The sequence below is a fragment of the Xanthomonas sp. NCPPB 3442 genome (assembly GCF_056725145.1).
Map to the genome: position 1 here is coordinate 2,352,619 of NZ_CM161514.1, position 12,892 is coordinate 2,365,510.

Annotated in this window: 10 protein-coding genes; 9 read left to right on the forward strand and 1 reads right to left on the reverse strand. The window is 66.3% G+C overall.

Annotated features, from left to right (window positions below; all coding sequences use genetic code 11):
• Position 1 precedes the first annotated feature (1 nt).
• From AC1POX_RS10310 to recJ, 9 genes are all read left to right on the forward strand, one after another.
• A complete protein-coding gene (locus AC1POX_RS10310) occupies positions 2–1,204 on the forward strand; it encodes an aminotransferase-like domain-containing protein (protein WP_029819289.1) in 1,203 nt (400 codons plus the stop codon).
• Positions 1,201–1,920, forward strand: a complete 720-nt coding sequence (locus AC1POX_RS10315; protein WP_029819290.1) for an MOSC domain-containing protein — start codon at positions 1,201–1,203, stop codon at positions 1,918–1,920. The genes AC1POX_RS10310 and AC1POX_RS10315 overlap by 4 nt, the downstream gene beginning before the upstream one ends.
• Before the next feature lie 675 nt (positions 1,921–2,595).
• The gene (gene dapB, locus AC1POX_RS10320) at positions 2,596–3,312 is read left to right on the forward strand and encodes a 4-hydroxy-tetrahydrodipicolinate reductase (RefSeq protein ID WP_014090062.1); all 717 of its coding nucleotides are present in this window, start codon (positions 2,596–2,598) and stop codon (positions 3,310–3,312) included.
• 240 nt (positions 3,313–3,552) lie between these two features.
• Positions 3,553–4,677, forward strand: coding sequence for a glutamine-hydrolyzing carbamoyl-phosphate synthase small subunit (gene carA / locus AC1POX_RS10325; RefSeq protein ID WP_029819292.1), 1,125 nt, complete (start codon positions 3,553–3,555; stop codon positions 4,675–4,677).
• Complete coding sequence (locus AC1POX_RS10330; RefSeq protein ID WP_078537339.1) at positions 4,677–5,120, forward strand: hypothetical protein; 444 nt, start codon at positions 4,677–4,679, stop codon at positions 5,118–5,120. Before carA ends, AC1POX_RS10330 begins: the two co-directional genes overlap by 1 nt.
• 8 nt (positions 5,121–5,128) lie before the next feature.
• Complete coding sequence (gene carB, locus AC1POX_RS10335; RefSeq protein ID WP_029819293.1) at positions 5,129–8,371, forward strand: carbamoyl-phosphate synthase large subunit; 3,243 nt, start codon at positions 5,129–5,131, stop codon at positions 8,369–8,371.
• An 8-nt stretch (positions 8,372–8,379) separates the two neighbouring features.
• The gene (gene greA, locus AC1POX_RS10340) at positions 8,380–8,844 is read left to right on the forward strand and encodes a transcription elongation factor GreA (RefSeq protein ID WP_003486289.1); all 465 of its coding nucleotides are present in this window, start codon (positions 8,380–8,382) and stop codon (positions 8,842–8,844) included.
• A gap of 16 nt (positions 8,845–8,860) precedes the next feature.
• Complete coding sequence (locus AC1POX_RS10345; protein ID WP_008571480.1) at positions 8,861–9,781, forward strand: hypothetical protein; 921 nt, start codon at positions 8,861–8,863, stop codon at positions 9,779–9,781.
• The gene (gene recJ, locus AC1POX_RS10350; RefSeq protein ID WP_218532380.1) at positions 9,778–11,517 is read left to right on the forward strand and encodes a single-stranded-DNA-specific exonuclease RecJ; all 1,740 of its coding nucleotides are present in this window, start codon (positions 9,778–9,780) and stop codon (positions 11,515–11,517) included. The genes AC1POX_RS10345 and recJ overlap by 4 nt, the downstream gene beginning before the upstream one ends.
• Before the next feature lie 73 nt (positions 11,518–11,590).
• Here the strand turns inward: recJ and AC1POX_RS10355 are convergent, their stop codons facing one another.
• Positions 11,591–12,805 carry an acyltransferase family protein gene (locus AC1POX_RS10355; RefSeq protein WP_372357063.1) on the reverse strand — a complete coding sequence of 405 codons (1,215 nt, stop codon included), beginning with the start codon at positions 12,803–12,805 and terminating at the stop codon, positions 11,591–11,593.
• Positions 12,806–12,892 lie beyond the last annotated feature (87 nt).

The window sequence follows — 12,892 nt, forward strand, 5'->3', positions numbered from 1 at the left end:
CATGACGACTTCCTTCCAGATCTCCCGACGTGCGCAGGCGCTGACCAGTTCGGCGATTCGCGAAATCCTCAAGGTGACCGAACGGCCGGAGGTCATTTCCTTCGCTGGCGGCCTGCCGTCGCCGGCCACCTTTCCGGTGGAGCGCATGCGCGCTGCCAGCGACCAGGTGCTGCGCGACGCCCCGCAGGCGGCCTTGCAATACGGCCCAACCGAAGGTTATGCGCCGCTGCGCGAATGGGTGGCCGCGCGGCTGAGTCGCGATGGCGCCAGCATCCGGCCCAGCCAGGTGCTGATCACCACCGGCTCGCAACAAGGCCTGGACCTGCTCGGCAAGGTCTTCATCGACGAAGGCAGCAAGGTGTTGGTGGAAACGCCGAGCTACCTGGGCGCGCTGCAGGCGTTTTCGTTGTTCCAGCCCGCCTTCGTTGGCATGCCCTCGGACGAGGACGGTGTGGTGGTGGATGCGCTGGATCCGGCGCTGCTGGCCGATGCGCGCTTTCTGTACTGCCTGCCGAATTTTCAGAATCCCACCGGCCGGCGCTTGCCGCTGGCGCGTCGCCAGGCCTTGGTGGCGCGTGCTGCCGAGACAGGCGTGCCGATTGTCGAAGACGACCCGTACGGCGAGCTGTACTACAGCGGGCAGCCGTTGCCGAGTCTGTTGTCGATGAACCCCGAAGGCGTCATCTACATGGGCTCCTTTTCCAAGGTGCTCGCGCCCGGCCTGCGGCTGGGCTACGTGGTGGCGCCCGAAGCGGTGTTGGGCAAGCTGATCCAGGCCAAGCAGGCGGCCGATCTGCATACCCCATCGTTTACCCAGCGCGTGGTGTACCAGACACTGCAGGACGATTTTCTCCAGACCCATATTCCGCAGATCCGTGCGCTGTACGCGCGCCAGTGCAGCCTGATGCTGGAGGCACTGGACCGGCACTTCCCGTCGCAGGTGCAATGGAATCGCCCGGAAGGCGGCATGTTCTTGTGGGTGACCTTGCCGCCGGGGTTGGATGGGACCGCGTTGCTGGCGCGGGCCATCGCACGCAATGTCGCGTTCGTACCCGGCGCGCCGTTCTTCGCCACCTTGCCGCAGACCAATACGCTGCGTCTGTCGTTCGTCACCGTGCCCGGCGAGAAGATCGATGCCGGCATCCAGGTGCTGGGCGAGTTGCTGCGCGAGGCGCTGGCCGAATTGCCAGGGCTGGGTGCGTGACGATGGCGACCGCAGAGCAGGGTGCGCCGATCGCGATCAGGATCGACCACGTCGCCATCGGCAGCGCGCGCGACTTCACTCGACCTGGCAGCCGCAGTGCGATCGACAAACGTCCGCTTCAGGGAGCGGTGCAGGTCGGCCTCGAAGGCCTGGAGGGCGACGAGCAGGGCGACCGGCGCGTGCATGGCGGGCCGGACAAGGCCATCCATCATTATCCGCGCGATCACTACGCCGCCTGGCGCGACGAACTTGGTCCGCACGTGCTGCTGGAGACGGTAGGTGCCTTCGGCGAAAACCTCAGCAGTGTGGGCGTGACCGAAGCCGATGTCTGTCTTGGCGATCGCTTCACCTTGGGCACGGCGGTGGTGGAGGTGTCGCAGTTGCGACAGCCGTGCTGGAAGCTGTCGGACCGTTTTGGTGTGCGCGAGCTGGCGCGCCGTGTACAGGAAACCGGCCGAACCGGTTGGTATTACCGCGTACTGCAGCCGGGCAGCGTCGCGGCCGGCGACCTGCTGACCCTGCAGGCGCGGCCGCATCCGGATTGGCCGCTGTCGCGTCTTCAGCAGGTGCTGTACGCCCGTCAGGTCGATGTTGCAGCTGTCACCGCGGTATTGCAGCTGCCGCTCGTGCCGTCCTGGCGCACGCTTTTCGAACGCCGCCTGCAGCGTAGCGAAGTGGAAAGCTGGAGCAAGCGGCTGGACGGTGTCGGCGATTAGAGCGTGTTATGCACGTTGGGATGGGATGCGTTGGCCGCCAGCGGCACGGAGCAAATGCGGAGCGGCGCCGGCTTGTCTGGCGCCAACGCAAGCCAAGCCGGCGCGCGCTCTCCGTGCGCCGACGGCCAACCCTCCGGGAAGCGCCCTGTGACGCGCCGATGCCGCGTTGCGCCCCTTGCCCAGGCACCCAGCCTGGGGTCGCAGCGCACGCCTTCTTAACGCGCCACGGGACGCTTCGCGCTCACCGCAAGGCGCATAAAACGCTCTAAGCGCGGCTGACAAAGCTGCTGCGCAGTGTCAGGCGGATGTGGTCGCTGCGTCCTTGGCTAGTACAGCACCGTTATGCGCTTGCGCCGCGCATTCCAGGCCTGGGTGACGATGGCGCGCTACGTTGCGATAGCCACGCGTAGAGCGGCCGACATCACCGATTCCATGGTTGGGTGCATGCCGGGTGCGGAGTGGGCAAAGTCCAGTTGCATTCCCGCGGCTCTCTACTTCTCAGCACCCATCCAGGAGCCGTTCGCCAGGCCTCGTCGCCCGCCCCGAAGGCGACCGGTCGCCTCACCACGCAATGCCGCATCGTGCGCAATGCGGCGCCTCGGTGACGACTCGCTAATCGCAAATCCCCAATCCCGGCTATCGTGTACCACCCACATCGCCAAGCCAGCCGCCGCCATGACAACCTCTGCTGTGAAAGTTCTGATCCACGGGGCCTCCGGGCGGATGGGCAAGGCGTTGCTGCGATTGGCTGCCGAAGACCAGAGCTTGCAGGTGGTTGGCGCCGTGGTGGGCCGCTCGCCCTCCCAGCGCGTGGTCGATGGGGTGCCGTTCTTCGCTGCCAGCGAACTCGGCGGCGCGCCTGCGTTCGATGTGGCCATCGATTTCAGTCTGCCGCAGGGCTTCGCACCGATCCTGGCGTTGTGCGCACAGCGCGGCAAGCCGTTAGTGTCCGGTACTACCGGGCTCGACGAGGCGCAGCGTGCGGCCTTGCGCGATGCCGCCCAGCAGATCGCGCTGGTGTGGGCGTCTAACTTCAGTCTCGGCGTTGCGGTGCTGACAGAGCTGGTGGAGCGCGCGGCCGGCACCTTGCCGGGTTGGGACTGCGACATCCTCGAAGCGCATCACGTGCACAAGCAGGACGCGCCCTCCGGCACCGCGTTGACGCTGGGCGAAGCGGCGACCGGCAGCGGCGCCCAGCCGCGCTATGTCAGCTTGCGTGCCGGCGACATCGTCGGCGAACACACCGTGCAGTTCACCGGGCTGGGCGAGCGGGTCGAGCTGGTACATCGCGCAACCAACCGCGACATCTTCGCGCGCGGTGCCTTGCATGCGGCCAAGCGGCTGATCGGCAAGCCGGCAGGCAGCTACCGCGTGCGCGATCTGGTGCTGTAAGCACGCCTGCAGCCATGCATGAACGGTAGCCGCACGCCGCGGCCTATTCATGCCTCGGCATTGCTGCCGCGACTGCATCCGGTGCTCTTCAGACTGGCATGGCGGGGCAGTTGCCTTTACAATTCTCGCTTGCCCGAACCAGCGTCGGACCGGTCCCCAGCACCGCGTCCGCGCTTTGCTGCAACCGGAATTTGACCGGGAGCGCATCGGAGTCCCAGGCAGCCAGAGCGAGACCCCCACGTGACCCAACCCGCAATCCTTGTCCTCGAAGACGGCACCGTGTTCGAGGGCGAATCCGTAGGCGCCAACGGGCTTTCCGTCGGTGAAGTGGTGTTCAACACCGCCATGACCGGCTACCAGGAAGTCCTGACCGATCCCTCCTACGCCCGCCAGATGGTCACGCTGACCTATCCGCATATCGGCAACACGGGCTTCACCGATCAGGACGACGAAGCCCGCAAAATCTGGGCGGCCGGCCTGATCGTGCGCGATGTGCCGCGCCGCCCCAGCAACTGGCGCAGCCAGGTGGCCTTGCCGGAATGGCTGCAGGCCCGCGGTGTAGTCGCCATCTCCGGCATCGACACCCGCAAGCTGACCCGCCTGCTGCGGCAGAAGGGCGCCCAGAACGGTGCGCTGATGGCGGGCGAGATCGACGTCGAAAAAGCACTGGAAGCCGCGCGCAAGTTCCCCGGCCTGAAAGGCATGGATCTGGCCAAGGTGGTCTCGACCGAGAAGACCTACCTGTGGACCGAGGGCCAGCTGGATCTTGATGCCAACGCCTTCGTCAGCGTGCCGGCCAAGTACAAGGTCGTGGCCTACGACTACGGCGTGAAGCTCAACATCCTGCGCATGCTGGCCGAGCGCGGCTGCGACGTTACGGTGGTGCCGGCGCGCACGCCGGTGGCCGAGGTACTGGCGCTGCAACCCGATGGCGTGTTCCTGTCCAATGGCCCGGGCGACCCGGAGCCGTGCGACTACGCGATCGATGCGATCAAGGAATTGATCGCGCAGAAGGTGCCGACCTTCGGCATCTGCCTGGGCCATCAGTTGCTGGCGCTGGCCGCCGGCGCCAAGACGCTGAAGATGACCACCGGCCATCACGGCGCCAACCACCCGGTGCAGGATCTGGACGGCGGCCGGGTGATGATCACCTCGCAGAACCACGGTTTTGCGGTGGATGAAAGCACCTTGCCGGCCAATGTGCGGGTGACCCATCGGTCGTTGTTCGATGGCACCAACCAGGGCATCGCGCTCACCGACGCACCGGCGTTCTCGTTCCAGGGCCATCCGGAAGCCTCGCCGGGACCGCGCGATGTGGGGCCGTTGTTCGATCGGTTCGTGGATCTGATGGCGGCACGCGCCTGATGAAAACGGGGCTGGCCTCGCTGCCGCGCACACGCCATTGGCGGGTGTTTGCGTTGGCGATGCTGGCGCTGTCCGCGTATCCGGCCTTCGTGTTGGTTGCGGTGTATTCGCAGTGGCTGGGTTCGGGCCTCCCCGGCGGGCGCAACGGCCCGGCCGATGCCTACCGACACAGCCTTGCGAGCGCCATCGTCGCCTACAGCTTGTCCCCGCGTTGCGTGGATTGGGTGACTGCCGTGATGGAACGCGGTGGCGTTGGCACGCCGAGCCGCGCGATGGATGCGCATAACAACGGGATTGGCGCGCGCATCGGCGCCGCCGCTCCCAGCTGGGCCGCGATGCAGCGAGAGGTTCGCGCCGCGGTCGACCATGGCGCGATCAATGCCCGATCGCCCGACCAAATTACCTGGCTCGCCGCTACGGCGTGGCAGGACCGACTTTACTGAGGACCCCCATGCCAAAGCGCACCGACCTTAAAACCATCCTCATCATCGGCGCCGGCCCGATCGTCATCGGCCAGGCCTGCGAGTTCGACTACTCCGGCGCGCAGGCGTGCAAGGCGCTGCGCGACGAGGGTTACCGCGTGGTGCTGGTCAACAGCAATCCGGCCACCATCATGACCGACCCGAACATGGCAGACGCCGTGTACATCGAGCCGATCAACTGGCAGACGGTCGAAAAGATCATCGCCAAGGAAAAGCCCGATGCCCTGCTGCCGACCATGGGCGGGCAGACCGCGCTGAACTGCGCGCTGGACCTGGCCGACCACGGCGTGCTGGAGAAGTACAACGTCGAGCTGATCGGCGCCAAGCGCGAAGCGATCCGCATGGCCGAAGACCGCGAGCTGTTCCGCGTGGCGATGGGCGAGATCGGGCTGGATTGCCCGACGGCGGCGGTTGCCCACACGCTGGAAGAAGCGCTGGAGATCCAGACCCGCGTCGGTTACCCGACCATCATCCGCCCCAGCTTCACCCTGGGCGGTAGCGGCGGCGGCATCGCCTACAACCGCGAAGAGCTGATCGAGATCGTTGGCCGCGGCCTGGAACTGTCGCCGACCACCGAAGTGCTGGTGGAAGAATCGGTGCTGGGTTGGAAGGAATTCGAGATGGAAGTGGTGCGCGACACCGCCGACAACTGCATCATCGTGTGCGCCATCGAAAACCTGGACCCGATGGGCGTGCACACCGGCGACTCGATCACCGTGGCGCCGGCGCAGACGCTCACCGACAAGGAATACCAGCGCCTGCGCGATGCCTCGATCGCGGTGCTGCGCAAGATCGGTGTGGATACCGGCGGCTCGAACGTGCAGTTCGGCATCAGCCCGACCACCGGCCGCGTGGTCGTCATCGAAATGAACCCGCGCGTGTCGCGTTCTTCGGCGCTGGCCTCCAAGGCCACCGGCTTCCCGATCGCCAAGGTCGCCGCCAAGCTGGCCGTGGGCTACACGCTGGACGAATTGAAGAACGAGATCACTGGTGGTCTGACCCCGGCCTCGTTCGAGCCATCGATCGACTACGTGGTCACCAAGATTCCGCGCTTTGCGTTCGAAAAATTCCCGCAGGCCGATGCGCGCCTGACCACGCAGATGAAGTCGGTGGGCGAGGTGATGGCGATGGGCCGCACCTTCCAGGAATCGCTGCAGAAAGCGCTGCGTGGCCTGGAAACCGGCAAGATCGGCCTGGATCCGACCGGCCTGGACCTGAGCAGCGAAGACGACATCGCCACGCTCAAGCGCGAGCTCAAGGCACCGGGCCCGGAGCGTTTGTTCTACGTCGCCGATGCCTTCCGTGCCGGCATGACGGTGGCCGATGTGTATGCGCTGTCGTTCATCGACCCCTGGTTCCTGGACCAGATCGAAGAAATCATCAGCCACGAACAGCAGCTGGCCGACGACGGCATGGCGGCGCTGGATGCACCGCGCCTGCGCATGCTCAAGCGTGCCGGGTTCTCCGATGCGCGCATGGCGCAGCTGATCGGCAGCAACGAAGAATCGGTGCGCACGTTGCGCCGCGCGCTGAAGGTGCGGCCGGTCTACAAGCGCGTGGATTCGTGCGCTGCCGAATTCGGCACCAGCACGGCCTATCTGTACTCGACCTACGAGGACGAATGCGAGGCGCTGCCGACCGATCGCGACAAGATCATGATCCTGGGCGGTGGCCCCAACCGCATCGGCCAGGGCATCGAGTTCGATTACTGCTGCGTGCACGCGGCACTGGCGCTGCGCGATGATGGTTTCGAAACCATCATGGTCAACTGCAATCCGGAAACCGTCTCCACCGATTACGACACCTCCGACCGCCTGTACTTCGAGCCGCTGACGCTGGAAGACGTGCTGGAAATCGTCGAGCTGGAAAAACCCAAGGGCGTGATCGTGCAGTACGGCGGCCAGACTCCGCTGAAGCTGGCGCGTGCGCTGGAAGCCAACGGCGTGCCGGTGATCGGCACCTCGCCGGACTCGATCGACCTGGCCGAAGACCGCGAGCGTTTCCAGCAGTTGGTCGACAAGCTCGGCCTGAAGCAGCCGCCGAACCGCATCGCCCGCAATGCCGAAGAAGCCTTGGTGCTGGCACGCGAAATCGGCTACCCGCTGGTGGTGCGCCCGAGCTACGTGCTGGGCGGCCGTGCGATGGAAATCGTCTACGGCGAGTCCGACCTGGCGCGCTACGTGCGCGATGCGGTCAAGGTCTCCAACGATTCGCCGGTGCTTCTGGACCGCTTCCTGGACAATGCGGTGGAAGTGGACGTGGACATCATTGCCGACAAGGACGGCAACGTGCTGATCGGCGGGGTGATGGAACACATCGAGGAGGCCGGCGTGCATTCGGGCGATTCGTCGTGCTCGCTGCCGCCATATTCGCTCTCGCCGCAGACCCAGGCCGAGCTGCGTCGCCAGGTGGTGATGCTGGCCGAAGGCTTGAACGTGGTCGGCCTGATGAACACCCAGTTCGCGGTGCAGGTCAACGAAGCGGGCGACGACATCGTGTACCTGCTGGAAGTGAACCCGCGTGCCTCGCGCACGGTGCCGTTCGTGTCCAAGGCGATCGGCATGCCGCTGGCCAAGATCGCTGCACGTTGCATGGCCGGCAAGACGCTGGCCGAGCAGGGCGCCACCAAGGAAATCGTGCCGGACTATTACTCGGTGAAGGAAGCGATCTTCCCGTTCGCCAAGTTCCAGGGTGTGGACCCGATCCTCGGGCCGGAGATGCGCTCCACCGGCGAGGTGATGGGCGTGGGCCGCAGCTTCAGTGCCGCGTTCGCACGCGCGCAGGAAGCCGGTGGCATCAAGGCGCCGCCGGTCGGCAAGGCCTTCGTCTCGGTGCGCGACCCGGACAAGCAGCGCGTGCTGCCGGTGGCGCAGGCGCTGGTGGAGCGTGGCTTCACGCTGGTGGCCACGCGCGGTACCGGTGCGTGGCTGCAGCAGAACGGGCTGAGCTGCGAAATCGTCAACAAGGTGGCCGAAGGCCGCCCGCACATCGTCGATTCGATCAAGAACGGCGAGATCGTCTACATCGTCAACACCACCGAAGGTCGCGCTGCCATTTCGGATTCGTTCTCGATCCGACGCGAAGCGCTGCAGCATCGCGTGACCTATTCAACCACTGTCGCCGGCGCCAAGGCCCTGGTGCAATCGCTGGAATTCCGCGGCACCGGCCCTGTGTGGTCGCTGCAGGAACTGCACAAGGAGCTGGAAGCATGAGAGCACCCATGACATCGAAGGGCGCGCAGCGCCTGCGCGAAGAGCTGGAGCATTTGAAGTCGGTCAAGCGCCCGGAGGTGATCAATGCGATCGCCGAAGCGCGTGCGCACGGCGACCTGAAGGAAAATGCCGAATACCACGCTGCGCGCGAGCAGCAGAGCTTCATCGAAGGCCGCATCAAGCAGCTGGAAAGCGAGCTTTCGCATGCCGAAATCATCGATATCACCAAGTTGTCGGCCGGCACCAAGATCGTGTTCGGCGCCACGGTGACGCTGGCCGATACCGAAACCGACGAAGAGAAGCGCTACCAGATCGTTGGTGATCTGGAGGCGGACATCAAGATGGGCCTGATCGCGATCTCCTCGCCGCTGGCGCGCGCGCTGATCGGCAAGCTGGAAGGCGATTCGGTCACCATCGATGCGCCTGCCGGCCAGCGCGAGTACGAAGTCGTCAGCGTCGCCTACCTGGACTGACCGGCATCACTGCGCGATGACCACCGCCACGCTGCTGCTGCCGGAAAAACGCCGCCTGCCCGGAACCCTGGGCGACACGGCAGTGGCGCGTGCGCTTGCGCGCGCCGACGGACACAGCGCCGATGCCGGCGAAGTGGCGCAATTGCAGCGCCATTTCAGCCTGACCCCGGCGCACTGGCCAGTGGCCGCGTTGACGCGCCAGCTGGATGCCGGCGATGCCGCCGGCGCCACCTGGGTGCGCGCGGATCCGGCCTATGTGGTGCCGGACATGCAGGGTGCGCGGCTGATGGGCTACGGCGAGGCGCTTGGCCCCACCGCCGACGATCTGGCGGTGCTCTTGCCCATCCTCAAGCCGATGTTCGGCGATGCTGGCTTTCTGCTGGATGCGCCCACGCCATCGCGTTGGTATCTGCGCCTGTCGCCGGATGCGAAGTTGCCGGACTTCGCACCGCCGGATGTCGCCATTGGCGACGACTTGTTCGAGCACCTGCCGGCCGGCGACAGCGGGCGCCGCTGGCGGGCCCTGCTGACCGAAGCGCAGGTGCTGCTGCATCAACATCCCTGGAATGAAGGCCGCGTCGCCAGCGGCAAGCCGGCCATCAATTCGCTGTGGTTCTGGGGTGGCGGCGTCCTGCCGCACGCGGTGAGTTCGCCGCATCGCCAGGTGCGCAGCCGCGAATCGCTGCTGCGCGCGCTGGCGCTGGCGGCAGGTGCCGATGCGCAGGGCGAACAACGCGTCGATGCGCTGGTGGATCTGCGTCATCTGCGTTCGCTGCAGCAGTTCAGCGACGATGCGGTGGCGCCGCTGCTGGCGGCGATGGCGCGCGGCGAACTGGACCGGCTGGTGCTGGACTTCCAGGACGGCGAAAGCGTAGCGCTCACGCATGCGCAGCGCTGGCGTTTCTGGCGCAAGCCGCGGGTGCAGCTGGCGCAATGACGTCGCCTCCGCGGATCGTCCGGCGCCCCTCCGGGCAGGCCGGCAGCTGGCCCGATACCATGTTGCCGCTGCTGCGCCGCATCTATGCAGCGCGTGGCGTCACCGATGCGCAAGGCGCGCAGCCGCGACTGGGCCAGTTGTTGTCGCCGGAATTGCTACACAACAGCGGCGTGGCCGCCGAGCTACTGGCCGATGCGATCGCGCAGCAACGGCGCATTCTGGTGGTGGGCGATTTCGACTGCGATGGCGCCACCGCCTGCGCCGTCGGTGTGCGCGGCCTGCGCATGCTCGGTGCGCTGGATGTGCACCACGCCGTGCCCAATCGCATGGTGCACGGCTATGGCCTGTCGCCTGCGTTGGTCGACGAACTGGCGGCGTTGCAGCCGGATGTGCTGGTCACCGTCGATCACGGCATCGCCTGTCACGCCGGCGTGGCCGCAGCCAAGGCGCGCGGCTGGACGGTGCTGGTCACCGACCACCACCTGCCGGGCGAGATGCTGCCGCCGGCCGATGCGATCGTCGACCCGAACCTGGCCGAAGACACCTTCCCCAGCAAGACCCTGGCCGGGGTCGGGGTGATCTTCTATGTGTTGCTCGCATTGCGCAGCGTGTTGCGCAAACGCGGCGCCTTCGCCGGGCGCGCCGAGCCGGATTTGTCGGTGCTGCTGGATCTGGTCGCAGTCGGTACCGTTGCCGATCTGGTACCGCTGGACACCAATAACCGTGCGCTGGTGTCGGCCGGATTGCGTCGCCTGCGTGAGGGCAAGGGCTGCATCGGATTGCGGGCCTTGATCGATGCCAGCGGCCGCGATGTGGCGCGGCTGAGCGCCAGCGATATCGGGTTTGCGCTCGGGCCGCGCCTCAATGCCGCCGGTCGGCTCGAGGACATGGCGCTGGGCATCGAACTGTTGCTCAGTGAAAACTGGAGCCAGGCCCGCGAGATCGCCGGCACGCTGGAAGAGATCAACGCCGAGCGCCGCGCGGTGCAGCAGTTGATGACCGACGATGCCGAGCACGCCGTCACCAAGGTGGTGCTGGATGGCGATGGTGCATTGCCGATCGCCGCATGCCTGTTCGATGCCGAATGGCACCCGGGCGTGATCGGTCTGGTGGCCTCCAAACTCAAGGACCGCCTGCACCGCCCGGTGATCGCCCTGGCACCGGCCGAGCCGGGCAGCAGCCAGTTGCGTGGCTCGGCGCGTTCGATTCCCGGCCTGCATATCCGCGATGTGCTGGCGGCGGTGGACGCGCGGCATCCCGGGCTGATCCAGAAGTTCGGTGGCCATGCGATGGCGGCCGGGCTGAGTATCGACCATGCGGCATTGGCCACGTTCGAGCAGGCCTTCCTGGCGCAGGTGACGGCGATGGTGGATGCCTCGCTGCTGCATGCCCAATTGCACAGCGACGGCGAACTGGCCGCGCACGAACTCGATCACCTGCATGCCGAAGCGCTGCGCGTGGCCGGTCCGTGGGGGCAGGGCTTTCCAGAACCGCTGTTCGATGGTCAGTTCGAGGTGCTGCAGCACCGCGTACTCAAGGACCGCCACCTCAAGTTGACCCTGCGGTGCCCCGGGCGCGCCGAGCCGCTCAATGCCATCCACTTCAACGGCTGGCGCGGCAGCGACCCAGCGCGCTTGGTGCGGCTGGCGTATCGGTTGGTCGCCGACGACTACCGCGGCGGCACGGCGGTGCAGTTGATCGTGGAGCATTGCGAGCCGGTGACCGTCACTGGCTGATCTGCGATCTGATCGCCGCCCAGGTTTGTGACAGTCGCTTGGCGTCGTCTCGAACGTGCGATTGGCGAGATTGTTACGACGCGACTGCCGTAACACCGAGCCGGCGCGGCGCAGCCTGCGTGCGCCCACGCAAGCCGAACAACGGCCGCAACCAACGCACCCGCCGGATCACGTACTCATGCAGCGCCAGACAGCCGATCACCGTGGCGGCGATCACCAGCGCCGGTTCCAGCCAGGCGTTCAACTGCAACGGCATCAACCAGTACAGCGCCACGATGATCAGGCTCTGATGCAGGATGTACCAGGGAAACACCGCTTCGGTGCAATAAGGCAGCCAGCGGAACGGCCGGTTCAAACGCTGCCTGGCCCAGCCCAGCAGGGTCAGCAGCGCCAGCCAGGTATAGGCCGCGCGTGCGGCGTGTTCCAGGCCTTCCCATGGCAGCGCGGCCAATGCCGGCGGCAGCTGCGCGGGCTGCACGTGCATGCCCAGATAACGAATGCCCAACTCTGTGGTAATGGCCAGCACCGCAGTGACCAGGGTGAGCCAGCGCAGTTGCACGGCCAGCTGCCAGAAGCGTTCGCTGCGTGCCAACAGATAGCCCAAGAGGAACAGTGGGAACGATTCGGCATGCACGAACCAGTCGCCCACCAACGCATGGGTCGGCGGATGGCGCGGCATCACCCACATCACGCAGAACGCTTCCCACAGGATCGGCAACACCAGCAGGGCGGGCACCACCACTGCGGCGGGAAGCGGCGGTAAGGCCGGCAGCCGCACCAGCCTGGCCAGCGACACCAGCGCCATCAGGGCCACGGTGTAGGGCAGCAGGTAGGCCAGGTACCACAGGTGATTCCAGGTAATGCCGTGTTCCCAGCCATCGAAGCTGCCGGCCGGCCATGGGCGCACCTGCCAGTAGCGCAGCAGGAAGCTGCCGAAGCCGGTGGCGACCTTGCCGTTGCTCACGCCCTGGCAGTAGGCCTGCACCGCCACCACCACGAACATGCCGAACAGCAAGGGCGGCAGCAACCGCCCGCAACGACGCAACGCGAAGCGCCACGGCGCGGCTTGCGGCTGCGACAACCCGATCGCAATGCCGGAGATCATGAACAACAACGGCATGCGCCACCGGTTGAGCACGATCATCGGCCACTGCAGCCACTCGGCCGTGTGCACGCTCTTGAGGTGGAACCCCCAGTCGGACACATAGGCCATGCCCACGTGGTAGAGGATCAGCAGGGCGAAGGCGAAAACGCGCAAGGCGTCGATATCGTGGCGGCGCTCGGTCATGGTCGGTAGCTGGTGAAGAAGTGGATGCATCCTGCCCGCGGCCCCGCTCCAGCAGTGGTGTCAGGGGTGGAAAGCCGGGCCCACAGT